Here is a 26,645-nt window from a genome sequence, read left to right as displayed (position 1 = left end):
CAGTAATGGTGTGGAGGGTAAAACCAAGCCGACTATCAGCATTGTGTTTGATAGGATCCATTTTAGCCAAAAGCTTAAATGGATTGCGAAGGGGGGAAGCAGACTTTAAGACTCTGATGAGTTGTGAGTTTTTTTATCATTGATACACAAGCCGCCTGATCAGCGGGACAAGTCGAATCGGTGCGCTAGGAATAGTGATGTCTGGTGAGACAGGCCGTATATGGGAAGTAATTGTAGTCAAATTTGGTAGATTGCCTCAGTGCTAGAACGCCAAACCCTGCAATGAAAGTTACCACAATGTTAGAAAATGAACGATGTCCATAGGGCGCACGATACTAGATTGCAAATTAGCATTGTGTCACTTAGCAAGTGATATGAAGTATGCAGGAGCCGTATACGAGGCCCGTACGTACGGTTCTGTGAGAGGGATGAGGCGCAAGCCTCACCCTACTCGATAATGGTAAATAAAGTAGTATAAAAGGCGCACCATTTAGTGGTAGGTTATTTATCACTCATACAGACTTTTACCTTCTGCGAAACGTCTTAAACGGGCGCAGAGTGTTAATTAAGGGATTACACAATGATCAAATGGATTGGTTTATGGCTTTGTTCGCTATGCCTGGTATTTGCTGCGGGTTACTATGCCAATGATAAGCGCCCGACAGTCCCCTCAGAAGCTTCTGTACATATAACCAACGTGGGCGACGGTAAAGATGAACACGTCTCACAAGAAGCGCTACCCCCTCAGCAAGGGGAGACTAAGCGTGATCAGTTACCCAAAGACTCAGCGAGTAAACCTGATGAGATTAGCCTAGAGGCCTGGTTGTCCGACAAGCCCAAGCTTAGCTTAAAACAAATAGGCGCCTTAATTATCTCTATAAGCACGATGGGCGAGCAGGCAATTATCGATACGTTATCAAGCATCGATACGTCTATCAGCGATCCAGATGCCGGCATGATTTTGTCAACAATGGTCTCTCGCTTAGTAGAGCTGAACCCCGAAAAAGCCTGGGACCTTGTTGATAATATGAATATTAACTTGGAAACGAAGAAGCAGTTTCGCTTATCGGTTATAGCTAATTGGGCTAATCAATCGCCCTCTAAGGCCCTTGATTGGTATATTAATAATGCTTCACTTACCTCAGGCAGTCTCGAAAACAACATTTACCCTCTGCTCATTTTTAGAGAAATGGCAAGTGAGGACATTGATAGTGCCTTTCAGTCTATCGCTCTTCTTGAGTCAGAAAATTTAAAAAGTGCGGCCTACAGCGGTATTTTTAGTGTCCTAGAAACATCAGAGCAGTTTCGAGACATGTTAACGTTAGTAAAACGTTCGGATGACAAACGGTTAGAAACGAATTTAATAAGTACCTGGGTACGCAAAGACGTTGAAAGCACTAAAGCTTGGTTCGATACGCTAGATGACAACGAACGAAAAAATGAGATAAAACGCGCGGTCTTTGATAGTTATGTAAACCAATCACCCAGTGAAGCTGCTTCCTGGTTTGTAGAACATAGCAGTAGTGAAAACTATCAATCTGATGTTGAACACGCTGCCAGAACTATCGCTTATTTTGAGCCCGACACCGCGCTTAGTTGGGCACAACGTCAAACGAATATCGATACTAAGCAAGCAGTGGTTACCTTATTACAAGGAGCAGTTTACAGATCACCGCAATTTGTCGAACAAAATTTAGACTTAGTTGTAGATCGCGACGCTAAGATAAACATAGCCCACTCGGTGTATTCTGCATACGGATACAAAAGTGACCAGCGGGCAAGGGATTTTCTGAACGGTTTCGAATACAAAAGCGAGTTAGCTAAACGTATTAATAAGGTGGAATCGAACCTTAAACGGGTTAATTGATGAATTTACGTTGTTCGGTCCTTGCTAACTGTGCAAAGGTCATTATAATACGGCGCTCATTCCGCTTTGCTGAATTAGTGATCGGCGAAGCATTAATATTAGGAGAATGACATGTCACTAACTAAAGCAGAAACCGCGAAAATCATTGCTGAGTACGGCGTTAAAGAAGGCGACACTGGTTCACCAGAAGTTCAAGTTGCTTTGCTTACTCACAACATCAACAAGCTTCAAGGTCACTTCGCTGATCACAAGAAAGATCACCACTCACGTCGTGGTCTTCTACGTATGGTTAGCCAACGTCGTAAGCTTCTAGACTACCTTAAAGGCAAGAACGCTGAGCGTTACCTTGACCTAATCAAGCGTCTAGGCCTTCGTCGATAAGACTAGGTTTCAAGAAAAGCGCCCAATGGGCGCTTTTTTTCTGTGTGAATTTTATTCCTTCAAAAAAGCGACGCTTTGTCCTCACATTTTTTATTTGCTAGAAGCTTAGACCATATTTTTGAGATTTGGCGTTCGTTGCAATTAATTATTATCGCATAGGCGCGTTTTAAAGCATTCTTAATGGCATGTTAGTTTGAGGGTGCAGTTTTACTCGATGCTTTAACCGCATTTTGCAACGTGGTTAGCTCGTGTTGGGTGAGGTTACGCCACTGTCCCGGTTTCAGGGCCTTGAGCTCAAGGTGCATAATTCGTGTGCGCTTTAATTTAGTCACCTCATACCCAAGAAATTCACACATTCTGCGGATTTGGCGATTGAGCCCTTGAGTTAGGATAATAGTAAACGTATTTTTACCTGTGGGCTTTACAACACAAGGCTTAGTTACTGTTCCTAAGATAGGGACACCACGGGCCATGCGTTTAACGAAGCGCTCGCTGATAGGCTGGTTAACCGTGACTTCGTACTCTTTATCGTGAGCATTTTCAGCGCGCAATATCTTGTTTACTATATCACCGTCACTGGTCAAGATAATAAGCCCTTCTGATGGCTTATCTAGGCGCCCAACAGGGAAAATACGCGCTTTGTGACCTATGGCATCAATGATGTTTCCCTTAACGTGTCGCTCTGTGGTGCAGGTGATACCTATGGGTTTGTTGTAAACAATATACACCCGATCGGATTTGTCTTTAGCCACGGCCCCAACAATTTTGCCATCTACTTTTACGATGTCATTTGGGCCTATCTTGGTGCCAAGTTCTGGAGGATGGTTGTTTACACTAACGCGCTTTTGCTCAATGAGTTTATCAGCTTCACGTCGCGAACACAGGCCGGTGTCACTGATATATTTATTTAAACGTTTTGGCGCTTGGTCACTCATTGCGCAGTATGTCCTATAGTTTTTTAAAAGAAGATAATAATATCACGACACACGCTAATACATAAAAAATGAAAGGGGCACATTGCCCCTTTCGTTTCTTCGTTTAACAGTGTATTGCGTCACCGCTAAATAGAGATTACATCAACCAATATTCTATTGAGATCCTGCCGTAGCTGGCGCCGAGCCGCTTCCACCTGATGCACCGCTGCGAGACACTACTTTTGTAGCGATTTCGCGGATTTCATTTTCTAAGCTAGTCAGACGGCCAGATAATGTTGTATTGCGCTGCTCTAGAACAGAAAGCTTATCTGAAAGGTTACGCACACTTTGTTGCGCGCTTTGTTTATCGTTAGCCGCTTGCTCAAGCTGAACGTTAACCGCGAGCAACTCGTCGGCCAGCGAGGCCAGCTGATTTTTCACAGAACCAATGGCAGCCGCCTGGGCGTTAACATCGTCAGATACGGAACCAATATTTTTGTTGAGCGCGGTTTGGACGTTGCCAACACGATCGCCTAAATCGGCAATTTCTTTTTGGTTGCGGCGCCAAGCTGAAGCCCATAGCTTGTCCATCTGTTCCCACAGCTCGTTGGTTTTATTACTGAGCTCGGTCACCTTAACCTGAAGCGCGACCGTAGACTCGCCAATTTCTTCGCCAGTGGCAGAGAGTTTGTTTTCAAGCTGCATAATGCGTTTTTCGGCTTGATCGGCAACGGCTTTTTGTTGCTCTAATAGCGTATATAAGTAGTAACAGCCACCACATGCAGCTAACGCTACAATTGCAACCAAGGTTACCCATATTCCATTTCCACCACCGTTCGATGAAGGGGAAGGAGAAGAAGGCGTTGATGACGGCGTGGTAGAGGGTTTTGAAGGTGCCGCTTGCCTTTTGGTTTGGTAGTCTCGACGGTCTTCTTCGTCCAGCCTAATTGTTGGAAACTCGTCGTTTTTTGAATTGTTTGCCATAGTAAATTATTTATCTCGTTATGTAGGGCTCGCTGATCACAAGGCTATCATGATGTGCGCTAATAAGAAGAGAGCCCATCCTTTTTTACGCGCTACCGCATGTTATCGCTTATTTAAAGGAAATTCTATGGCTTATGAAGATGTCAACAATACATAAGCCACAAGATTAAACATTTTCTTTAACGCGTTAGATTTAGCTGCGCTGAAACGCGGCTTTAGGATTTGTCGCCGATCCACTCAACCCGATACAAGTCGCGTCTTCTATCAAGGTAGTTTCTTACTGATCCTTCGTTTTGAAGTTTGGTAAGCTTGTCTAAATCTAAATCAACAATGAGAGTCATTTCCGTGTTTGGCGTGGTTTCAGATACAATTGCATCGTGAGGAAACGCAAAATCACTAGGAGAAAATACGGCCGTTTGCCCGTACTGTATGTCTACATTATCAACTTTGGGTAAATTACCAACACTTCCGGCAATGGCAACGTAACATTCATTTTCGATAGCCCGTGCCTGTGCGCACCGGCGTACGCGTAAATAGCCGTTTTTAGTATCAGTCCAAAATGGAACAAAGAGTATTTGCATTTCTTGGTCAGACAGAATGCGCGCAAGCTCGGGGAACTCCACGTCATAGCAAATCAGTACGCCAATTTTACCAAAATCGGTATCGAAGGTTTTAAGGCTGTTACCGCCTTTCATTATCCAATCCTCTTTCTCGTGAGGAGTAGGATGCAGTTTATATTGGCTCTCGATGGTGCCATCTCTTTTGCAGATGTAGCTAACGTTGTAAAGCTCTTCTTCTTCCACCACAGGCATAGAGCCAGCAATGATCGTGATATTGTAGGACACCGCTAAATGGGACACCGCTGTTAAAATTTCATCGGTGTAGGTAGCCAAGTGCCAAATAGCGTCAATGGAAGAATCTGACGGGCTAAGCCCCATTAATGGTGCATTGAAAAACTCGGGGAAAAGCGCAACATCGCAGGAATAATCTGACAGTGCGTCAACGAAATATTCGACCTGCTGCAATAGCTCTTCGACATTGTTAAAATAGCGCATCTGCCATTGAATACACCCTATACGGGCGCTGGCCTTTCTGCTTGCGATTAGAGAAGGGGTACCAGGCTCATAGTAAATATTGTGCCACTGAAGCAAGGTGGCATACCCTTGCGACGCTTCATCTTCAGGCAAGTAAGCTGACATAACCTGTTTCACTTCAAAGCCGTTAGAAAGCTGAAAAGTTAAAATAGGGTCGTAGATATCTTTAAGCTTTACCTGTTCAATGTATTCGTATGGCGACAATTCATTAGCGTGGTTTTTGTAGTTTGGTATACGGCCGCCCGCCATTATCGACTTTAAGTTGAGGTTACGACACAGTTCTTTGCGCGCCTCGTACAATCTGCGGCCTAGCCTAAGGCCGCGATACTCAGGGCAAACAATCACTTCAACGCCATATAGCACATCGCCGTTAGGATCGTGAGTAGTCAGGTAGGCGTCGCCAGTTATTTCATCATAACTGTGTTTATCGCCGAACTGGTCATAGTCGACGATAACCGAGATAGCAAAAGCGACCACCTTGCCTTTATCTTCAATACAAATTTGCCCTTCGGGAAAGGTTGTTACCTGGGCTTTGTAATTAGAGTAAGGCCAAGCGCCTCCTACATTGGCGTAAACTGTATCCATTAACGCCTTTACATCGTTGTAGTCATCTAGCCTTAAATTTCTCAAGTCTAAATGGTGTTCCGTTTCTTCTATTTGTGTTTGATCTTGACTCATGGGTTACTCATGTTTGTTACGCTTTACATCACTTATATGCAAGTATAGTTGATGTTGACTTTAAGTAAGACAAGCAAGAAGCGTGCGATTTCGAAGCACGCTCGCCAGCGATAAAACTTTTTTCTTCTATCGATTAAAATTTTGCGGAGTAAAAGCCGCGTTTCACAATTGCCACACTAATGTTAGCGGCGTATAACGTCGCTGCTTTCTCGCGGCGTGCATTAACGCCATCAATGCACATCAAACCTTCTTTGTTTTAATTTATCGGTAAACAAAACGTAGATGAATAAACAGCAACTGACAGCAATACAACCTCTTCATGTTTTTGATGAATCGATTTTCGAAACCATTGTCGATGACCTCGTTACGAAAGGCTTTTCTATACAAGAGAATGGGTTACCTGATTTTATAACACAAGCTCTTTTAGACTGTCAGCGTTCAATTTCTGAGGCAGAATATAAAACGGCCGGTATTGGTCGCGCAGACAACTATAAAAAAGCGGCGAACGTGAGAGGGGATGCAATATGTTGGATTACAGGCTCGTCGCAAGAAGGAGCACTGTGGCTAGCATGGTGTGAAGCAATGCAGCAGTATATAAACCGTTCACTTTTTATGGGGCTTTTTTCGTTTGAAAGTCATTTCGCCTGCTACGAACCGGGTAAATTTTACAAAAGACATGTAGATGCGTTTAAAGGGCAGGGCAATCGCGTGCTTTCACTGGTCGGGTATTTGAGTGAAGATTGGCTGGAGGAACACGGTGGAGAACTGGTCATTTACAATAGCAGTGATGACGTTGAAGGTACCAAAGTCTTACCGAAGAAAAATACCCTTGTCGTCTTTTTGAGCGAACAGTTTCCCCATGAAGTACTGCCTGCTACACGTACCCGTCACTCTATTGCCGGTTGGTTTAGAGTTAACGGCAGCGTTAACGATAACATAGACCCACCGCGTTAAAACTTATGGGGCAATGTTCTGCATGTCTGGTATCTAAAATATTATACTTATGTATAATAAGTTCACGCTATCTATCTACAGATAAAGAGTGTAAAACTAAACCTTCACTAGGGTAATACGCTCTAAATGTTTCGTTTTAAAAGCCTTGCTTTTAATGTGGAAGTAAAGTGCTTTAACTGACGCTTTCCCAGAACGTTTTATAGATATGGTAGTGCAGTCCACAATAGCATCGCTCAAATGCCTATTGTGTCGCTTAGGGAAAAGACGTAAGAAGTGATTGGTCAATGCTGGAAAAAATACCTGCCCCCACCCCAAGAGAAGAACTCCATGTACTGGTTATCGATAACCAGGGGCTTGTTCATGATGTCGTAGCATCTGCATTGCATGAAATTGGAATAAAGAATGTCAGCAGTGCATTTAACGCATTTCATGCAAAGCGACTATGTGAAGCGCGACAGTTTGATTTTGTATTATTGTCGTTTAACGTAAGCCACGATAAAGATGGCTTTCACCTCTTTGAAGAATTAAAGCACCTCAATCACATCAATGACACAACAACTGTCGTGTTCTTAAGCGCCGAAACATCGCCCGAGCTCGTCAATTGTATTGTCGAACTTCAGCCCGATGATTTTTGGGTAAAACCCCTACAGCGTAATAAAATTGAGTCTCGATTAGACTATTTAATACAAGTGCGCCTTAAGCTGCATAAAATGTTGTACTGTATGCAGATAGGCGACTATTCCACTGCGATGTATTATGCCGAAAGGCAGCTAAAAGACGCCTCGCTTTCTGAGTATCACACAAGAATAAAGCGCTTAATTGGCGATTGCTTATTGCAGCTTCGCGATTACGACTCCGCTGAAGATTATTTTAGGGGCTTATTGCAGAGTATGGATCACGCATGGGTTCATATTGGCTTAACTCGCTCCTTACTTAGACAAGACGAATTAGAAGAAGCCCAGCTTCTTGTCGATGATTTGTTACAAAGGCCTGATACACGGTTTTTAACCTACGATTTACTGGCGCAGTATTTTATAGAAAAAGAGCAGTTCGATATTGCTTATGAGCAGATGAAAGAAGCGAGTAGGCTTGCGCCCCGTAATATTGAGCGCAACAAGCGCCTATGGGACCTCGCTCGACTTAATCACGACAAAGCAGGCCAGCTTTCTGCCGTTCAAAACATGGCAAAATTTGCTAAAAACTCTATTCACGATTCACCTCAGCTCACGTTAAACATTATCCGTTCTACTATTGACCTTGCTACTAGCCTGGGCAATGCAGAGACAGAAAGGTATTTGCAAAAAGCCGAGTCCGAACTGGAAGAGCTTAAACAGCAAAAAGGTATGCAAAGTCAGCTTGGTGAACAAATTGACGTGGTGAAAGCCCGCGTGCTTTGTCTAAGAGATGATAAGCGTAGTGCAGAAAAATTGATGAAAGATCGCTCAGCTTCTACAGAAGGCTTGTCGATGGAAGACAGTCTGGACAAAATGAAGGCGTTTCATGAACTGGGAATGCGCGAACACTGTGTCAGTATTTTAGATAAGCTACGTAAACAAATTGAAGGCGATACCTTTACCTCGCAAGTGGTCAATGAATACTTAAATCAAGAGTCCATTGAACGCAGTGAGATTCAGTTTACCACCAAAGAACTGAAACAGATGGCGACGGTAAACTATAAAGAGAACCGATTGAACCCCGCCTACAATAACTTGCGGCAGGCGCTGACATTGTCGCCTAAAGATAAACAAATTGCGCTGAGTTTATTGAAAGTTATTACCCAAATTCACCTTGACGATAACCTATCTGATGAACAAATGAAGTCGGCGCAACGTGCAGCAAAGGTGCTGTTATCTACTGAATTATCGACAACGCAAGCGGAGAAGCGGGATCAGTATATTAAGCGTATTGGTATCGAAGTTGACGATACTAATGCCGCTGACTTAGTGGGTATGGTAGTGTCTAAAGCGTGAACGCCTAGTGGTGTGTAGAAATAGGAAATTATGGTGATGTGCCATTGAAAAAGCTGCCTTTAAAGGCAGCTTTTTACGTTTGCGAGTCACATTTTGTTAATGTGAACGGCGCTGGTTATTTTTCAACGCTAGCTTTTCTTTTCAACATTATGCTGACGACGGCGAAAACCTACCATTGCGGCTAGCAATGCGAGAATTCCTCCCATCGCTCCTCCTGAGCTATCCTTGTCATCTTCATCGTCTTCAACTACGTCCGCTTGTAAATCGAATGTGGCGATGAATGGGTCATGGTCCGAGCTTCTAAACGGGCCAACGTCGGTAAATGCGTAGCCGTCTTCGTCAGGATAGAAACGAAGCGCTTGATCGTACTGTAGCTGATACGATTCCACTGAGTTAATATTCCAGTGTGCACCATCAATAGCGTCTGCAAGCATGGCGTCACTTGCTAACACGTGATCTAAACTACCCACTTGTTCAGTGCCGTAGAACCAATATGAAAAGCCTTCTGCGTCGAACTCTTCGGCTAAATTGTGATAGCCAAAACTAGATTCAACGTCAACCGAGGCACCTTCGTCCATGCCCGTGTTTATAGCAGTAGCGATGGTGTATCCACGTGATTCAGGTGTGTAATCGGTAAGTACAGCGACAGGGTCTTCAGCACTGTATGCATTTAAGTCGCCCAATATGACTTTACGCTCAGGCAGGCTCTCATCGCTCAATGCGTTACCAAGCGTGATCGCTGCCGATACGCGAAGTGCATTACAGCTGCCTTGAATTGTCGTAATTTCAGACGGTGCTTCTGCTACGTCCTCAGCACACTGCGAACCTTTAGATTTAAAGTGATTTACCGCAACAAGGAACGACTTGCTACTTTCGTTATGAACGAACGACTGAAGAAGGCTAGGGCGCATACGTGCCAGACTATCTTCATCAATTTGTTGTACTGGCATATCCACAATCATTGCATCGCTTTCAGGTGTCACTACAGACGCCTTATATAGCAAGCCTACGGTAATGGCATCGGTACCTATTTCGCTACCGTCGCTGGTAGCAACAAATGCGTATTGTTCGGTTTCACCTAATTCAGCATTAATGGCATTAACAAGAGACTGGATAGCGCTATCGTCGCCAAAGCCATCATTCTCTATCTCCATTAAGCCAACAACATCAGCATTTAAATTAATAATGGCTTCGACAATACGACCTTGTTGTAGGGCGAAGGCCACGTCGTCTGACGCACCGCGATTGTTGTCATAATCAAAGGTCACATCGCCGTTTTCATCTACTTCGCCATTGAAATAGTTCAGTACGTTAAACGTCGCGATTGAAAGGTTACCTTCAGCAACAACAGGGTTGGCTTCGCGTGTTGAAGCTACTTCAATGATGTCACTTGGATTTATTCTGTAAGTACCAAAGCTATAGTTTAGCGGGCCCGAGGCCGACACACTGTCGCCAATGCGAATGGCGTTCGCATAGCTGAAAGTAGGGAAGTAATTAAGTGTATCAGGATATTGTGAGCCGCTATTGTCTTCAATAGTGAGTAAGCTGGTTTCGCTTGCTTGCTCTGCTGCAACGTAGTCTTCTGACAGTGGAGCTGCAACGTCGCTCGGCTGACGCTTAATCGTGTCACTAACGACAATCTCACCGAAGCGCCACAAGTTATTCGTGCTTGTTACGGTAGCATCGGTAACGCTTACTACCATGCCTTCCAGTGTTTCTAAGTCAACTTCATAAGGCATTGAAAGGGCTACGCTCGCAACCGATTCCGCTTCCCCACAATCTAACGCTGTCACGTCACTGTCCATAACCAGTGTGGTCATGCCGTAGTTTTCTTCAACTTCTCCGTAAAGACGAACCAGGTTGCCGGCTTCAATGTCTATATTACCTTCTACCAACAGGCCTTCAGACGTTGCTTCATTAGCGTCGTAATCTGCCGATTCTTCTTGGATAAAGAATCCGCCATTTCGCGTACCTGTTACAATAGCTTCAACAATAACCTTATTGCCCACCTCTGCAGAGCTATTCTCACTACCTTGAATAGTACTGATAAGCACCGCGTCATCGCCACAAACACCTAGCTCAACGGCCGGTACTTCAGGCTCATCGACTACTTCATCTCCACCTTCTGTTGTGAACGTACCTGTTGGGAAAGGTGTCGTTGCATCGGTATTCGTTGTTGCGCCATCTAACGCATCCACACCGCTGAATGTCCAGTTAGCTGAATCGAAGTTGCCGCCGTTAGCGTTTTGGCCTGAGGTACGGTAAGCCCACCCATCAAGGTATTCCCACGCGGTGCCGTTTCCATCGGTATTAATGTCGCCAAACGTATCAATAACACTACCGTCTTTGAAAAGTTCAATAGCATCGTCGCCATTAATGCCCATTGACGAGCTATCATAGTCAGGTGCTGAACCGAAAAACGCGGTAAAGCCGTCTATTTCAGATGCAACGTAAATATAGGTTCCTGCAGTTGCAGATACGCCAGTTGGGAAGGTAAACTCTTCGCCATCTGTGCCACCACCATTATTGGCAGAGCCAACACCATAAGCGGACAAGTCGGCAATGTCGTTGACCACAAAAAGTTCAACGGCTTTGGGTACACCGCCACTTAGCGGCCCATCAATGACACCACTAATGACCAAATCGTTAGCATTAACTGCTGTGGAAGAAAGCGCAGAAATTATCCCTGCAGATAGTAAAGTTAATGATGTTTTCACGTCATTTTCCCTTTGTAGTTTTCATTATTTTTCTAATTCACATCTTTGTGTGTGCTCGCAGGTGTGCAAGCCAGCAATAACCAGGCCCAATGCCATTTTGCTATTGCGAGTACTACCGTAAAGGGATTTCGCGTGGGTAGGAATGATTTAAGCTTATTCAAGCTGTATTTTAATAAATTTATATACAACAGGTACTTATCTTTTATGGGTAAGTTTATTTATGCCTTTGAGTTGTAACAAAGCGCTTAATTATCGCTTAAGTAATTCTATTCGGTGAAGTGTTTAAACCGCTAACGCAAGCTAGGGCGTTACCCATCAATTCATTTGTTTTCAATATGTTGTTTAAATAAAGCATGATCGTCTATTACTTGCTCAGCATACAAATTTGCAACTTTTACCAGTAGGGTCTTTACAGATTCAAATGTTTTAGCCGCAGAAGAGGAGAAGCGGGTACTGCGGCGGTCTCCCCGGCAGTGTGCTAAAGCAAGGCTGTACCCACAAAGTTCAGCAAAGTAATTAAAACCCTTTTCGATGGCTTTTTTGCCCATGGCGATATCGTGCGGGGCAACCCCAACTTTAGCGTGATGGCGCGAGCGCACTAAATAGTGTGCGCCAGCATATTTTACCTCATCGAGCACTAAGTCTGGCCTGCGCTGCATTCGGCGTTGACAGCGGGCGGTAAGATGCGCCGCGTTCAGTCGATTAACCGGGTTAAGCGCTTTAAAATAGTGAATGGGAGCGGCTTCACGCTGCTGCTTCACTTCTACGATATGGCAATGTGAGAAGCTTTCGGCGTTATGCGGTTTGGACGGGCCCACTAAAAAATAATAGCGGTTCATATTAACCGAGCCCGTACCGGCATTTAGGCGTTTAACGATATCCACAACGGCGTCATCCATATAAGGGGCAAAAGCGGCCAGTAACGCTGAATATTCTTGCCCACTTAGTTTAGTGAACTTCTCGCTGTTACGCTTGAAGGCTAATGTGTCGCCCTGTAGTTGTACTGCTTTGGCTAACGCACTTTTTGACGTGAAATCTTCACCACCTGCACTACGCGCCTTTGCTTTGTTATAGAGCTTAGTTAATTTACTGGGAACGGTGCTAGGGCAGGTGTCTATTGCTTCGTTCAGTACTGAAGCGTTTGCTTTAACGCGCTCACATGTCTTTATATAGCTTTCTATAAAACGATACTGAGCTTCAATCACATCCTGATGGCTAACGACCGGCTTCGAATGGTTGATGGCGTCATCTTGATATTTACCTTTAATCACACCAGCGCAATGTGCTCTGGCAAGATGTAAAGACGTGAGATAGCGAAGAACGTCCCATTGCGCTTGTCCTACGCATGCATCATCGAAATCGTTGGGTGAGAAAATAACCGTGTCGCCATGGGAACCCTCTTCGGTAAGAAAACCGAAATTTGAGGTGTGGCAATCGCCCATTACGCTTGTAAGGGGAATTGAGTCACATTCTTTTGGGAAGTTGATGACCCCAGATAGAATATCGGCATAAAATAGCTGGGCACTTCCTCGATAAAACACAAAAGGGCTTGAAGCCATCTTTGTGTGCTTAGCTAGCTGTAAGCTTGGTGTTTGCCCGTCAATGCGTTTGACTGCATCTATGATATGTTGAAGCCGATTGTCTAACATGGTTTTCCTCACCTATTCACGTGGCAAACGCTGAGCTTTTAAGTGCGCGTATTGCAATGCAATTAATCAATTTGGTTCTATTTTCATCGTTCAATTCAATAACCTGATTAAGCGATTCATTTTTACCAATTAGTTTTTTAAAATGATACGCGCTATTCTTATCACCAGTTTCGAGAGACATGAATTTTTCATTAGTGAATAAGTTCACAAAAGTGTAAAACCATGTCGTCACTATAAACGTAAAGTTTGTATTCGCATGCTACTTGCTTGCGAAGATAATTTAAAACCAAAATGGAGAATTAAACATGGCATTGATCAATACTGCTATCAAACCTTTCAAAGCGACTGCATTTAAAGACGGCGAGTTCATTGACGTAAGCAGTGAAGACATCAAAGGTAAATGGGCAGTTTTCGTATTTTACCCAGCTGATTTCACATTCGTATGCCCAACCGAGCTTGGTGACATCGCTGACAAATACGAAGAGCTTCAGTCTCGTGGCGTAGAAGTTTTCTCAGTATCTACTGACACTCACTTCACACACAAAGCATGGCACGATTCTTCAGACACGATCAACAAGATCAAGTTTGCAATGATTGGCGACCCAACAGGTGAAATCACTCGCAACTTCGATTGTATGCGTGAAACTATGGGCCTTGCTGACCGTGCAACATTTGTTGTTGACCCAGAGGGTATCGTTCAAGCAATGGAAATCACGTCTGAAGGTATCGGCCGTGACGCAGACGACCTAGTACGTAAGGTTAAAGCTGCTCAGTACGTAGCAAATAACCCAGGCGAAGTTTGCCCAGCTAAATGGAAAGAAGGTGAAGAAACACTAGCGCCTTCTCTAGACCTAGTAGGTAAAATCTAAGCGTCTTGCTTAGAGGCCGATAATGCCGTTGGCGTTAGCTAACGGTAAGCATTGGCAACGTTTATATAGGGAGCGGGTCTCCGCTCCCTGATGTTAATTCCCAATTTCCGCTTATGTAGTTGACCTCAGAAGAAGGTTGGCGGGGATCGGCGTGTCGAAAATAAGGCAGAATAACCGTGTTAACTAAAGAAATTTTACAAGCATTGAAGTCTTATGCTGAAACAATGCAGAAAAACGTAACCTTTGTCGTACAGACCGGTGAACATAGCAAGCGCGACGAGCTTGTGAAGTTTCTGTCCGACATTGCATCAGTAAGCGAAAAACTTAATGTTGAAGAGCGCGACACTAATGGTGAACTCCGCAGCGCTATCAGCTTCCTATTAGAAGCTGACGGTGAAGATACGGGTATCCGTTTCTCAGGCATTCCCGGTGGTCACGAATTCAACTCTTTAGTCCTTGCCATGCTGCACGCAGCAGGCACAGAACTGAAGCTAGATGACAGCGTTAAAGCGATGGTAAAAGCTATCAATGAACCGCTTAACTTCGAAGTGTTCATTAGCCTTAGCTGTCACAACTGCCCAGAGGTCGTTCAGGCGTTAAACCAATTTGCATTGGTTAATCCAAATATTAAAGCTGAAATGATTGATGGCGGTTTATATCAAAACTTAATTCAAGAGCGCGACATTCAAGGTGTACCAAGTGTGTATCTAAATGGCGAGCTATTCGCAAACGGTAAGGTTGACGCTTCTGTGCTTATCAACAAACTTATCGAACGCGACCCAAGCCTTAAAGAAGCGAATAAAGGCGACGCGTTACCGCTGCAAGATGTGACGGTAATTGGCGGTGGCCCAGCTGGCGTAGCATCAGCTATCTACAGCGCTCGTAAAGGTTTGAAAGTAGCAATTGTTGCAGAAACATTTGGCGGGCAGGTTAAAGATACGATGGGCATTGAAAACCTAATCTCTGTGCCTAAAACCACAGGCCCTGAACTTGTTGGCAACTTGATGGAGCACGTACGTGACTACGACATTACACTTAAAGAGCATGTTCGTGTAGATAGCATCGAAAAAGGCAACATCAAAACGATTACGTTGTCTTCTGGCGAGCAAATCCGTACGCGTACGGTAATTGTCGCTACTGGTGCCCGTTGGAGAGAGCTGGGCGTACCAGGTGAAAGAGAAAACGTAGGGAATGGCGTAGCATATTGCCCACACTGTGACGGCCCATTCTTTAAAGGCAAAGACGTGGCGGTAATTGGTGGTGGTAACTCGGGTATTGAGGCTGCACTAGACCTAGCAGGTATAGTGAAATCGGTAACGGTATTTGAATTCATGCCAGAGCTTAAAGCCGATCAGGTATTAATAGACCAAGCTGAAAAGCGCGACAATATCACTATTATTAAAAATGCAGCGACCCGTCAGATCACTGCAGAAAATGGCAAAGTGAATGCGATTGAGTACCAAGACCGTAGTACTAACGAGATTCATACCCGCGAACTAGCAGGTGTATTTGTTCAAATTGGTCTTGTTCCAAACAGCCAGTTCATGAAAGATACGGTTGAAATGACACAATACGGCGAGATTGTGGTAGACAACAAGTGTCATACATCTGAGCCTGGTATATTTGCAGCGGGCGATGTAACAACTGTTCCGTATAAGCAAATTGTTATTTCAATGGGCGAGGGCGCTAAAGCCTCATTGGCAGCGTTCGAGTATTTACTAAGCCACGAAGTCGTTGAATCAGAAGATGAGAGCGAAGCAGCTTAATTAGCGGCGCTTCCTTTACCTACCAATCAAAAAGCCGAACTGACCATGTTAGTTCGGCTTTTTTGTTTTCCTTTTCTAAGTCATCAAATGTATCGCCCTAAATAGTAATGATAGTAGTTTTCATTTAACTGTCAATTTGTTAAATTAGCACCGTTAAAATAGAAAGAAGTAGAGCGCTCAGCAGTTTTATCCTTCTTTTAGAAACGCGCATTTATGCGTGCTCGGGTGCTTTACCACAAATAAAAAACCTACAAAACATCAAAAGGCACTTTCATCGCTAACGATAGTATTAGCGTTGCCTTTTATGTTCTTACTTCAAGGAATAGTTATGCTTTCAGTTGCAGCAAGTGGTCTGTCACTTGCGGCCTTAGCGGCAGTTTATAAAAGTTGGCGTGGGCAGGCGTCTACTTATTTATACGTGGGGCTTGCTGTTTGGTTGGCTTCATCCGTGTGCTGGTCTTATGCTCAAGGGTGGGAGTTCGGTGTGCTATACGCGCTGTGTATTCCCGCGTTGTTAGTGTGGCCTTTTATCGCGTTAAATCAAACCCAATTACCAAAGCCAAAGAATAACCCCCAGCCGAGAAGCGTCGATTTTTCTCGCAAAACTCTGCTAGGTAATACGGCGAACTACGTGGTGATATTGGTTGTTTTGTTAGCGGTTAGCGTATTTCTAACCCTTGGTATATGCGCGCTACTTCCTTTTTCAATAGCAGGGCAACTCGCCACAGGCACTGTGCTCTTGCCGGTATTGTGGGGGATGATTGTTTATCACTACCTCGCCACCGTTCACAAATTTAAAGTGGTGGGTGCTTACACCGTTCTTGCGGGTCTATGCGTGCCTGTACTTACCTTTATGCCGATGTAGGTGAAAATAATGGATAAAATAACCAAACAAAATGCATTAAATGCACATACGTGGGTAGGCGTGTTTCTGAGCGTACTTCTTTTTCTTGTGTGTTTGTCGGGAACCATTGCTGTATTTCATTTCGAGTTTGAGCGATGGGAGCAGCCGCACATTACCGAAATGGAAAATGTGTCGCCAGAAGTCGTTGAAAAAGCCATGGATAGCTTTTTGTCGCGGCACACCGAAGAATCTCATCACCTCTTCGTGGTGTTCCCTACATCAGATATTCCGCGACTGGTTGTTGAAAATGATCATGTTGCTTACTTCGCCGACAATGAAGGCAACTTGATTGAAAAGGAAAGCGTATCTTTTACTCAAATGCTGGTGGATTTACACCTTTATTTAAATTTACCACACAGTTGGGGGATGATTTTAGTCAGTGCGCTAGGTGCAGTTATTTGTACGCTTGTCATCACAGGGATTATTGCACATAAACGTATCACTAAAGATGCATTTAAGCTAAGACGCGGGGGTAATGGTCAGCAAGCCCAAATAGACCTGCATAATCGCTTCGGCCTTTGGGCATCGCCATTTCATCTAGTTATCGGTATTACCGGCACCTACTTTGGGCTGGCGGGCATTATTCTTATTGTCATTGCTACGCTTAATTATGGGGGGGACAGAGATGCCGTAGTGGATCAAATATTCACACCAGACCCGGTCTTAGTGCCTCAAGAAGGCAAACCGGCTATCGGCAAAGCATTTGCTCAAATGGAAACCTTGGCCCCTGAGAAATCCCCTATCTTTTTAACCGTACATGAAGTGGGGGAGCCTGAGCAATTTATAGAAATCTACGCGAAGGCCCCTAATCGAATGATTTACGCTGAAGGCTACCGCTTTGATACCGCGGGTAATTATATAGGCGTTGCGGGTTATGAAAACGGAGAATGGGGTAAGCAGCTATTGTGGTCAATGTACCGACTACATTTTGGTGACTTCGCTGGACTGGTCAGTAAATGGCTTTACTTTGTCTTGGGTGTAATGCTAACGATGTTATGCGTATCGGGCATGGAGATTTGGCTGTCTAAAAAAGCACATCCACCGCTGGCTAGTCGCCTTTGGTACGCAACGGTTTGGGGAAGTGTAAGCGCATTAGCATTTACTGCCATTGCAGATATGTTTTTCACGGGGTCTTTAGTAGCGGTGTTTTGGTGTTTAATGCTATTAAATACTGGGGTAACGGTGGCGGTTAAGGCGTTAACTAAGCCTATGTGGCTATTGATATCGGGGCTTAGCGTACTCATGTTGCTTGTTGCTTACGTGGCGGTGCATGGTAGTGCAACATTTACTATTGCTTCGTTACAGCTGAATATTCCCATGGCGGTTTACGTCATCTGGAGCGTATACCGTGCCCGCACATTAATAAAACGTGCTAGCACTGAACAAGCAAAGGTGAAAAAAGACAAAACTGGCAGCGCGGGGCAGGCTAGTCAAGGCAATAGCGCAGAGGGTGCGAGTGCTTAAGTAGCGTTAACGTTAACCGCGCAGTTAGCGCCTGCCCGTGAGAACGCGTAGGCGCTAATTGCGCTTTTTTCTTTTCCATGTTCCACCGTAGAGATAACCCGCGCTACTTGCTGCCTGTTCTTGGCATGTTTTACACACTATACGCCAGTTACCACTCTCGTTTGTTTGAATTCTAAATTGTACGTCTGCTTCTTTACTGCATATATCGCAAGGCTTTGGTGGTCTAATTCTGTCTTTTTTGCCCATTCATTCTTTCCATGATGCTGAGAATTAGGTAATTATTTTAATCTATCATGGTTCTATTTAGTGCGTGGATTATTCCTCTAAATAATCTTCGCGATTGTAACTGCGGCCGATGAACCTACGCGTACTAAGCGCCCCCACAGTTTCATAGGCAGCGTGACTTTCGTTGCGATTTGAGATTGTGCCTCGTCTCTGTGATGCTGTTCGTCCATCTGACACCGTTTGAACCGGTTAATGACGTTTGATGGCGGGTTCGGTTGCATTACCAATTTGCTACATTGCTTTTCGTAATGGGTGTCGACAAATTTCTCTACACTGTAAATCGTATAGAAAAACCAGTCTTTACCTAATATGCGAGGGACAAAACCTGTAATAAAACCAGCCGCTACCCATAGGGGCAGAATAAAGCTTCCTCTGAAAAGCGGCATTTCAGTTTCAAAAAGATTCAGGTGTTGCTTTTCAGTTTTTAGATGCTCTTGAATGAAGACTTTGGTATCCCTTGTCGAGCGCATAATATTAAATAAGCTTAGGATGAATTCGGCAAATATTGCGCCTCGGTATATCCAAACCGCACCGGTTTCACCAGCATGGCTTGCCCGTAACTCTCTGTCTATCTGCTTGGCGTACGAAGCTTCGAGTGTTTTTGAATAAAATGACATGATGCACCTTTACAGCATTTTATTATGAAACGCGCGAAACCTGTTTATAGATGCCACTTTACGAATTTGTAATGCGCAAAAAGCATTGTCATATTAACCCCTTAAAAAACAGCTATTGAGTAATAGTTCATTATTCAAAAACGAAAGGGGCGTGTTGAAAGTTTGCTTGCTATTGTGGGGAAAACCTAAGCGCAAGCTAAATAGAAAGCGTATTAATATGGGGAGAGTGCTAATGAAAGTGGCTTGGTTGATCGGTGTGTTAATTGCCCTTTACCTACTGTTATGGCCTGTACCCATAGCGCCAGTTTCATGGCAATCACCTGCCAATAAAGGATTTGAAGGTAAATTCGCCGAAAACACACGGCTTTCCGATTTAACCCTTATTGATCTGGGCGACGACTATGGGCCAGAGGACTTTGCGTTAAACCATGAAGGAACCTTGGCGACATCGAGCCATTCAGGTGCCATTCTGTTAAAGAAAAAAGGCGAGCGTACCTTTTCTCCCTGGGTAAATACGGGCGGTCGCCCCCTAGGCATTGAGTACGATAGTAAAGGAAACCTTCTAATCGCCGATGCCCACCTTGGGTTACTTAAGATAGATACTGCTGGCGTACTCTCTGTGCTGGTTGATAGCGTAAACAGCACTCCTGTTGTTTATGCAGATGATGTGGATATCGCAGAAAATGGGAAGGTGTACTTTACCGACGCGACCACCAAGTTTTCAGCCAAAGCGTTTGGTGGCACCCTAAATGCAAGTTTGCTTGAAATTTTAGAGCACAGAGGGAATGGTAGGCTAATCGAATACACCCCTTCAACGGGTAAAAGCAAGGTCATTATGGATGGTTTAGTCTTTGCTAATGGAGTAGCGGTTAGCCATGACCAAGCGTCAGTTTTAGTTAATGAAACGGGAAACTACCGGGTGCTACGCTATTGGCTAGGTGGGCCAAGGTCCGGTCAGGTTGATATCGTCATTGATAACTTGCCCGGCTTTCCCGATAACATAAGTGCGGCAAGAAACGGTGGCTATTACGTGGGGCTGGCATCACCGCGTTCAAGCGCTGTTGATAAACTCGCCGATAGTCCTTTTTTACGGAAAATAGTGCAACGACTTCCTAAGCTTCTTCGCCCACAGGGGCAAGCATATGGCCATCTAATAAAAATAAGTGAACGCGGAGAAATAGAGCTAAGCTTGCAAGACCCAACAGGCGCATTTCCTTTCACAACGGGCGCAATTGAAACCGATGAAGAGCTGTATATTAGTAGCTTAACAGCCACTGCTGTGGGCGTGTTAGGTCTAAAAGAGTAGTGCGAACGCGCCATGAGTATAGCGCCTATTTACTGTAAACATGCGTTGTGGGTTTAAAAAAACAAGGCAAAAGGGCGTTAGCTACGATGATGCAGGCATAGTTCGTTATTGAATACGTAAATGAATACGTAAATGAATACGTTATTGGGCCGAGCAGCAACCCCTACCTACATTTTACATTTAGAAACATTTTAAACATTTGTTAAGTAGTTACCCTTTCTAGGTTGTGTCAATATCGTCTATGCTAAAAAGTGCGTGTAGTACTGTTTTACTATTTTAGGTCAGCCGTATTTAAAAAAGGACATTTTTCTGAACATGAAAGCGTATACGTATTCTTCGGTGGCATTGGCGGTAATGGTTACTCTTCTTGGTGGCTGTGGTGGCGGGGGAGGCTCGTCTAATAATCCTCCTGTGGCCACTACGCCGACGACGCCTGTCACGAGTGAGCCAGAGTGGGAAGCGGGCGTTTACGAGCCGCAATCCCAATTTATTGCGAAATGCGAAACCCCTCGAAGCGGCATTGACCCATTTACAGGAAGGGCTTACCCCGATACGCAAGGCACAGCAATGGATGAAAAGTTATGGCTGCGCTCTTGGACTAACGATACTTACCTTTGGTATGACGAAGTAGACGATAACGACCCGGAAAATTTTTCGGTTTTAGCCTATTTCGATCAGCTAAAAACCACCGAACTTACACCAAGCGGTACGCCAAAAGACAACTTTCATTTTTCGCAAGATACAGCAGAATACAACGAATTATCTCAGTCGGGTATATCGTCGGGTTACGGGTTTGATTGGGAATTCGGGTCAACTACAGTACCTAGACAGCTAACCGTTCGTTTCACCGAGCCCGGGTCGCCCGCCGCTTTGGCAGAAGTGCCGCGAGGGGCCAAAGTGTTAAGCATCAACGGCGTTGATTTTGTTAATGATAATACCCAGCAAGGTGTAGATGCTATTAATGCCGCTCTGTTTCCAGATGACGCAGGCACGACAGCCAATTTTGAATTCGAGTTGGTTGATGGCACCACAACCTCGGTGGAAATCACCTCGGGTGATATAAGCGTAACGCCTGTTCAAAATGTTAAAGTACTAGAGACCGAAAGAGGAAAGGTAGGGTACTTCCAATTCAATACCTTTATCGTTACTGCGCAAGAAGGCTTAATTAATGCCTTCGATACTTTCGTGGAGCAAAACGTAACAGAGTTAGTTATGGACTTGCGCTATAACGGAGGGGGGCGTTTGGCGTTAGCGTCGCAGCTTTCCTTTATGGTGGCTGGGCCTAATCAAACTAACGATGCCATTTTTGAAACCTTGCGATTTAATGACAAAAACCCATCGACCAACCCTGTTACAGGGGAAACTGTCCGTCCTACACCATTTTACAGCACAGAAATTGATTACGATGCAGGTTTACTTACCGATACGCTATTGCCTAGCTTGTCGCTAACGCGAGTGTACGTTATTGCAACCGATGCAACCTGCTCAGCAAGTGAAGCGGTGATGAATGCGCTTCGCGGTATCGACGTTGAAGTGGTACAAATTGGCTCGACAACTTGCGGTAAGCCCTATGGTTTCTATCCTACCGATAATTGTGGCGAGACGTATTTCACTATTCAATTTCAGGGGATAAATAATAAAGGTTTTGGCGACTACGCCGACGGCTTTATGCCCACCACCACACCAAACTTCGACTTTGAGTTGCCGGGGTGTGAAGTGGAAGATGACTTTACCGCAAGTTTAGGTGACCCAGATGAAGGAATGCTGTCTGCTACGTTACAGTATGCCGCTACGGGGTCATGCCCTGAGGTGGTTGCTTCAAGCGCTGTTGCCAATATCGAGGCGTTAGGCTTTAATCAAAGCGAGAGCCAAAGCGCGCTGGCAGGACAAAAGCTTATTGCCATCGATAAGCCACAAACACGCAAAGAGACGTTTATTTTACACAATAAAATAAATCAACCAATTATAAAGGAACGCGAGTGATGCCGTTTTTTGTAAAAAAAAGGGTGATGGTGGCGACGGCTCTATTCACATCCCTTGCGCTAACAAGTGGTTGTGCAGCAACCCAAGGTGATGATATGCATGAAGCCCGAACCATGTCTATCACGGCCAGTCAAAAACAGGCTATCGAAAACACCATTAGCGAGTGGTTTGGCGGCGTTAAGATTACCGTTGCCGATGACGTGTTTAGCCAGTCTTCGAAGGTGACTATTGAGCGAAAAGCGCAGATGGATAGCAGAGGTCTGCCCATTGATGGCAGGCACAATAACCCGATATTTAGCTTTACGCTTTTAACTAATGGTAAACAGTGCTTATTACGCAACGAGCAAACCGGTGAGCTAGCCACCTTAGATAATGTTGTGTGTGAGGCTGCACCCAAAGTCTAACCCAAGTTTGCTTTATAAATGCAAAACGCCCAGCGTTGACTAACGCTGGGCGTTTTTTTAGCCGCGTTGTTTACTAGCGCTTTTGCATGCTTGGCTGTTTTTGAGTGCGATTGCGGCTTATTGCCCGTACCGCTATTTGCCTTGCTAGTATTAGCACGATTTCTATTGTCACTGTGGCCGTTACGACTTTCAGGCCCGCCGCTGCCAGTTTCCTGTTTGCGTGTGCCTTGCTGTTTATTGCCGCCGTTATTTCGGCTGTTTTTATTGCCTACATTACGGTCTGAACTTTTCCCTTTCCCGTTTTTGCCTTGAAACGAGGGTGGAAGCCCGGTGTGTTTGGTTAGCGCGCGTTCGCCCCGACGGCCTTTTTGCGCTTTTTGACGCTTCTCATCTGCCGTTTCTGGTGGAACGAGGTGCTGAGGACCGCGACCAATTAAATCTTCGCGCCCCATACGCTTAAGCGCTTCACGGATTTGCGCAAAATTTTTCGGGTCATGATAACGCAACATCGCTTTGTGCAGTCTGCGGTGAATTTCACCTTTAGCAGATGGTACGTCTTCACTGTCTTTGGTTACTTTGCGCAGTGAATTCACTTCGGTGTGGTACATGGTAGTTGCCGTGGCCATTGGCGACGGATAGAAGTTTTGCACCTGATCGAGTTTAAATTTGTTTTCTTTAAGCCAAATCGCAAGACTTAACATGTCTTCGTCAGTGGTGCCCGGGTGCGACGCAATGAAGTACGGGATCAGATACTGCTTTTTACCTGCTTCCTGTGAATACTTATCAAAAAGCTCTTTAAAGCGGTAGTAGCTGCCCATGCCCGGTTTCATCATTTTAGATAACGGGCCGTCTTCGGTGTGTTCTGGAGCTATCTTCAAATAGCCTCCTACGTGGTGAAGGGCAAGTTCTTTCACGTATTCCGGGTCTTCTACCGCTAAGTCGTAACGTACGCCCGAAGCAATCAGGATTTTCTTAATACCTGGCAATTCGCGAGCACGACGATATAAGTCGATAGTTGGCTTGTGATCGGTGTCCATGTGCGCACAAATGCTGGGGTAAACACATGAAGGTCGACGACAGGTTGCTTCTGCTTTAGGGCTCTTACAACGAAGGCGATACATGTTCGCCGTTGGACCGCCTAAGTCTGATATAACGCCAGTGAAACCGGGTACCGTGTCGCGAATTTGTTCAATTTCGCGAATGATGGAGTCTTCAGAACGACTTTGAATAATGCGCCCTTCGTGTTCGGTAATAGAGCAGAACGTGCAGCCGCCGTAACACCCGCGCATAATGTTAATGCTGAAGCGAATCATGTCGTAAGCGGGAATTTTAGCATCGCCATACACTGGGTGCGGAACACGCTGATAGGGTAGGTCAAACACCGCATCCATTTCTTCGGTTTCAAGAGGCATCGCCGGCGGGTTAATCCAGATGTGTCTATCAGCATGGCGCTGCATTAAAGCGCGGGCACAGCCGGGATTCGTTTCTTGGTGCAAAATACGCGAGGTGTGCGCATATAACACCTTGTTGTCTTTAACTGTCTCAAAAGCAGGCAGCTTAACGTAAACCTTCTCCCAAGGCTTACGCTTTTCTTTTTCTTTCTGCGGCGGCTGAATTACAATAGGCGCAGCTTCTGGCGCTTCGCTACTTTTGGTGTCTTTGTCTTGTGAATCGCATTCAGGCTCCATTTGATAGGGGCTTGATATTGGGTCTATCTTGCCAGGCCTATCTAATGAGGTAGAGTCCACGCCTTGCCACTCTGGCAGTGCTTCTTTAACGATAATGGCAGTGCCACGAATGTCGCGCAAATCGGCAATATCTTCGCCTGCCGCTAAGCGGTGAGTGACTTCAACAAGCGGGCGCTCAGCGTTACCGAAAAACAGCATGTCAGCTTTAGAGTCGAATAATACCGAACGGCGTACTTTTTCGCTCCAATAGTCGTAATGAGCAATACGGCGCAAACTCGCTTCAATGCCACCTACAATAACCGGAACACCTTTAAAGGCCTCGCGGCAGCGCTGCGAGTAAACGGTAACAGCGCGATCCGGGCGCTTACCACCTACGTTGCCAGGCGTGTAGGCATCGTCGTGGCGAAGTTTTTTATCCGATGTGTAGCGGTTAATCATGGAGTCCATATTGCCGGCGGTAACACCAAAATACAGGTTTGGCTTACCTAACTTCATGAAGTCGTCTTTGCTCTTCCAATCGGGCTGAGAAATAATGCCTACTCTGAACCCGTGGGCCTCAAGTACACGACCAATAACCGCCATGCCGAAACTAGGGTGATCGACATAGGCATCACCGGTTACCAAAATAACGTCACAGCTGTCCCAACCAAGGGCATCCATCTCTTCCTTAGACATAGGTAAGAATGGCGCAGTACCCAAACAGTGTGGCCAATATTTAGGGTAAGAAAACAGACCGCGGTCGGCCTTAATGGTGGCTTGCATAGTAATCACATCTAGAAAAAACAGAGAGTTGCTGAAGCGCAATTGAATTGCGACACAGAATAATGGCGTAATTATAGCAGTCTTGGGACAGGTACGGTATAGCACTGTCATTAAATAAAAGTGCTTTGTATACTTGTACAAAATTGCAATGTTGCAGCACGGCGATTATTGCTTGGGGTTTCGTATGTGCGTACCTCAATTTTATGTAATGCCAGACTAGGTAAGAGCGCTAGTTGCCGCTTCTTGAAGTGAACCCGTTGCTTAGGCTTTCACGAGCAAAAACCTTTTTAAATAAAACTAAGAGACATTTTTATAACATGGCATATTGGCTATTTAAAACCGAACCCGATGCATTCTCTATTGATGATTTGGCAAACCGTCCTGAGCAAACTGAACCATGGGATGGCGTAAGAAACTACCAAGCCCGTAACTTTTTACGTGATGGCGTAAAGCTAGGCGATAAGGTGTTTATTTATCACTCCAGCTGCAAACTAGTTGGTATTGCAGGCGTTGCAGAAGTGGTGAAAGACGGGTACCCAGACACCACACAGTTTAACCCTGAGTCAAAATACTACGATCCTAAATCCAGCGAAGAAAACCCGCGTTGGTTTCGTGTGGATGTGAAGTTTGTAGAAAAGTTTTCCAGCGTACTGCCACTTTCTGTGATTAAAAGTATGGAAGGTATTACTGAGCTACCTTTAGTTAAAAAAGGCGGAAGGTTATCAATAATGCCGGTACAAGAGGGCGAGTGGCAGCAGCTGTACGCTGCTGCGAAAGGCTAAAAAGCCCGGTTCAACGCTTTGAGATACATCATGGCAAGGGCAACTTGCCAACACGATAATGCGCAGTTGCCCTAACTAATGCTTACTATTTGCCAAAGGCAAGTTTAGTGTCAGCATCGCGCAATAGGAAAAGTGCAAAGCACGCGCCCCACATAGGCCATGCGGCAAAAAACAGTAAGTGATTAAAGGCATCTAAATACTGCGGGAAAGACGAAAGGGTAGACCCGCCGTGAAGAATGAAAATAAGACCATAGGTGTACTTTTTAGCTAGCCCTGCTACAAAGGCTAAAACTAAGGCTAGTTGCAATGCCCCCATTACGTAGACAGCCATTTCAGGCACGCCGCCAATGCCATAAAGTTTTTCAAAAATGGCCATGCCGTGTGCGGGGTTAACAAATTTGTCTAGGGTCCAAACAAACATAACGATAAAAATAGTGACGCGAAGAGAAAGTAACGACCATTCCAGTCGGTTTTGAATATCTGTGTTGTTTTGCATACATGCTCCAAAAGTATAATAGTGCAAGCATATTAGAACGACTGTTCAATGCAAAAAATTCAACTAAATTTTTGTTTTTTAATATTTTTTCGAAAATTAATGTACTGAAAT

Annotated in this window: 21 protein-coding genes; 12 read left to right on the top strand and 9 right to left on the bottom strand. The window is 44.9% G+C overall.

Annotated features, from left to right (window positions below):
* The first annotated feature begins 580 nt into the window (after positions 1 to 580).
* Positions 581 to 1,867 (top strand): hypothetical protein, encoded by a 1,287-nt coding sequence (locus ACX5J7_RS08890; protein WP_498706853.1) that lies wholly within the window; start codon positions 581 to 583, stop codon positions 1,865 to 1,867.
* A gap of 111 nt (positions 1,868 to 1,978) precedes the next feature.
* Positions 1,979 to 2,248, top strand: coding sequence for a 30S ribosomal protein S15 (rpsO, locus tag ACX5J7_RS08885; RefSeq protein ID WP_012518257.1), 270 nt, complete (start codon positions 1,979 to 1,981; stop codon positions 2,246 to 2,248).
* A 188-nt stretch (positions 2,249 to 2,436) separates the two neighbouring features.
* Here rpsO and rluF read toward each other — a convergent pair whose 3' ends face one another.
* The 3 genes from rluF to ACX5J7_RS08870 form a co-directional block, all read right to left on the bottom strand.
* Positions 2,437 to 3,183, bottom strand: a complete 747-nt coding sequence (rluF, locus tag ACX5J7_RS08880; protein ID WP_012518258.1) for a 23S rRNA pseudouridine(2604) synthase RluF — start codon at positions 3,181 to 3,183, stop codon at positions 2,437 to 2,439.
* A 153-nt stretch (positions 3,184 to 3,336) separates the two neighbouring features.
* Positions 3,337 to 4,146 carry a hypothetical protein gene (locus ACX5J7_RS08875; protein ID WP_498706850.1) on the bottom strand — a complete coding sequence of 270 codons (810 nt, stop codon included), beginning with the start codon at positions 4,144 to 4,146 and terminating at the stop codon, positions 3,337 to 3,339.
* 215 nt (positions 4,147 to 4,361) lie between these two features.
* Positions 4,362 to 5,918 (bottom strand): carbon-nitrogen hydrolase family protein, encoded by a 1,557-nt coding sequence (locus ACX5J7_RS08870; RefSeq protein ID WP_012518260.1) that lies wholly within the window; start codon positions 5,916 to 5,918, stop codon positions 4,362 to 4,364.
* 282 nt (positions 5,919 to 6,200) lie between these two features.
* Here ACX5J7_RS08870 and ACX5J7_RS08865 point away from each other — a divergent pair, with 282 nt between their 5' ends.
* Positions 6,201 to 6,872, top strand: coding sequence for a 2OG-Fe(II) oxygenase (locus tag ACX5J7_RS08865; RefSeq protein WP_498706849.1), 672 nt, complete (start codon positions 6,201 to 6,203; stop codon positions 6,870 to 6,872).
* Between the two features lie 284 nt (positions 6,873 to 7,156).
* Positions 7,157 to 8,842 (top strand): response regulator, encoded by a 1,686-nt coding sequence (locus tag ACX5J7_RS08860; protein WP_498706848.1) that lies wholly within the window; start codon positions 7,157 to 7,159, stop codon positions 8,840 to 8,842.
* Positions 8,843 to 8,970: 128 nt separating this feature from the next.
* On the opposite strand, the gene ACX5J7_RS08855 is transcribed toward ACX5J7_RS08860, so the two are convergent.
* Both ACX5J7_RS08855 and ACX5J7_RS08850 read right to left on the bottom strand, forming a co-directional pair.
* Positions 8,971 to 11,559 carry an ExeM/NucH family extracellular endonuclease gene (locus tag ACX5J7_RS08855; protein WP_498706847.1) on the bottom strand — a complete coding sequence of 863 codons (2,589 nt, stop codon included), beginning with the start codon at positions 11,557 to 11,559 and terminating at the stop codon, positions 8,971 to 8,973.
* Positions 11,560 to 11,879: 320 nt separating this feature from the next.
* The gene (locus ACX5J7_RS08850) at positions 11,880 to 13,208 is read right to left on the bottom strand and encodes a DUF2252 family protein (protein WP_012518266.1); all 1,329 of its coding nucleotides are present in this window, start codon (positions 13,206 to 13,208) and stop codon (positions 11,880 to 11,882) included.
* Between the two features lie 311 nt (positions 13,209 to 13,519).
* Here ACX5J7_RS08850 and ahpC point away from each other — a divergent pair, with 311 nt between their 5' ends.
* The 4 genes from ahpC to ACX5J7_RS08830 all read left to right on the top strand — a co-directional run bounded on the left by ahpC (position 13,520) and on the right by ACX5J7_RS08830 (position 18,211).
* Complete coding sequence (gene ahpC, locus ACX5J7_RS08845; protein ID WP_431603865.1) at positions 13,520 to 14,077, top strand: alkyl hydroperoxide reductase subunit C; 558 nt, start codon at positions 13,520 to 13,522, stop codon at positions 14,075 to 14,077.
* A gap of 176 nt (positions 14,078 to 14,253) precedes the next feature.
* On the top strand, positions 14,254 to 15,843 hold the full coding sequence (ahpF, locus tag ACX5J7_RS08840) for an alkyl hydroperoxide reductase subunit F (protein ID WP_012518269.1): 1,590 nt from the start codon (positions 14,254 to 14,256) through the stop codon (positions 15,841 to 15,843).
* A 328-nt stretch (positions 15,844 to 16,171) separates the two neighbouring features.
* Positions 16,172 to 16,708 (top strand): hypothetical protein, encoded by a 537-nt coding sequence (locus tag ACX5J7_RS08835; protein WP_020745842.1) that lies wholly within the window; start codon positions 16,172 to 16,174, stop codon positions 16,706 to 16,708.
* A gap of 9 nt (positions 16,709 to 16,717) precedes the next feature.
* The gene (locus ACX5J7_RS08830) at positions 16,718 to 18,211 is read left to right on the top strand and encodes a PepSY-associated TM helix domain-containing protein (RefSeq protein WP_498706845.1); all 1,494 of its coding nucleotides are present in this window, start codon (positions 16,718 to 16,720) and stop codon (positions 18,209 to 18,211) included.
* A 54-nt stretch (positions 18,212 to 18,265) separates the two neighbouring features.
* On the opposite strand, the gene ACX5J7_RS08825 is transcribed toward ACX5J7_RS08830, so the two are convergent.
* Complete coding sequence (locus tag ACX5J7_RS08825) at positions 18,266 to 18,457, bottom strand: DUF8622 domain-containing protein (protein ID WP_024016218.1); 192 nt, start codon at positions 18,455 to 18,457, stop codon at positions 18,266 to 18,268.
* Between the two features lie 77 nt (positions 18,458 to 18,534).
* A complete protein-coding gene (locus ACX5J7_RS08820) occupies positions 18,535 to 19,113 on the bottom strand; it encodes a demethoxyubiquinone hydroxylase family protein (protein ID WP_498706843.1) in 579 nt (192 codons plus the stop codon).
* A 232-nt stretch (positions 19,114 to 19,345) separates the two neighbouring features.
* Between ACX5J7_RS08820 and ACX5J7_RS08815 the strand changes: the two genes are divergently transcribed.
* The 3 genes from ACX5J7_RS08815 to ACX5J7_RS08805 all read left to right on the top strand — a co-directional run bounded on the left by ACX5J7_RS08815 (position 19,346) and on the right by ACX5J7_RS08805 (position 22,806).
* Positions 19,346 to 20,419 carry an SMP-30/gluconolactonase/LRE family protein gene (locus ACX5J7_RS08815; RefSeq protein ID WP_498706856.1) on the top strand — a complete coding sequence of 358 codons (1,074 nt, stop codon included), beginning with the start codon at positions 19,346 to 19,348 and terminating at the stop codon, positions 20,417 to 20,419.
* A 315-nt stretch (positions 20,420 to 20,734) separates the two neighbouring features.
* On the top strand, positions 20,735 to 22,402 hold the full coding sequence (locus tag ACX5J7_RS08810) for a S41 family peptidase (protein ID WP_483379605.1): 1,668 nt from the start codon (positions 20,735 to 20,737) through the stop codon (positions 22,400 to 22,402).
* Positions 22,402 to 22,806 carry a hypothetical protein gene (locus tag ACX5J7_RS08805; RefSeq protein ID WP_015067059.1) on the top strand — a complete coding sequence of 135 codons (405 nt, stop codon included), beginning with the start codon at positions 22,402 to 22,404 and terminating at the stop codon, positions 22,804 to 22,806. Before ACX5J7_RS08810 ends, ACX5J7_RS08805 begins: the two co-directional genes overlap by 1 nt.
* Here ACX5J7_RS08805 and ACX5J7_RS08800 read toward each other — a convergent pair.
* Complete coding sequence (locus tag ACX5J7_RS08800) at positions 22,803 to 25,256, bottom strand: YgiQ family radical SAM protein (RefSeq protein WP_498706841.1); 2,454 nt, start codon at positions 25,254 to 25,256, stop codon at positions 22,803 to 22,805. The genes ACX5J7_RS08805 and ACX5J7_RS08800 overlap by 4 nt on opposite strands.
* Positions 25,257 to 25,573: 317 nt before the next feature.
* On the opposite strand from ACX5J7_RS08800, the gene ACX5J7_RS08795 reads away from it, so the two are divergent.
* Entirely contained in the window at positions 25,574 to 26,038 is a 465-nt protein-coding gene (locus ACX5J7_RS08795; protein ID WP_012518278.1) for an EVE domain-containing protein, read from the top strand.
* Positions 26,039 to 26,123: 85 nt separating this feature from the next.
* Here ACX5J7_RS08795 and ACX5J7_RS08790 read toward each other — a convergent pair whose 3' ends face one another.
* Positions 26,124 to 26,534 carry a hypothetical protein gene (locus ACX5J7_RS08790; protein ID WP_498706840.1) on the bottom strand — a complete coding sequence of 137 codons (411 nt, stop codon included), beginning with the start codon at positions 26,532 to 26,534 and terminating at the stop codon, positions 26,124 to 26,126.
* Positions 26,535 to 26,645 lie beyond the last annotated feature (111 nt).

This window comes from Alteromonas infernus (genome assembly GCF_902705815.1).
Note: the sequence above shows the minus strand (reverse complement) of the source record. Positions and strands in the feature narration are given on the sequence as shown.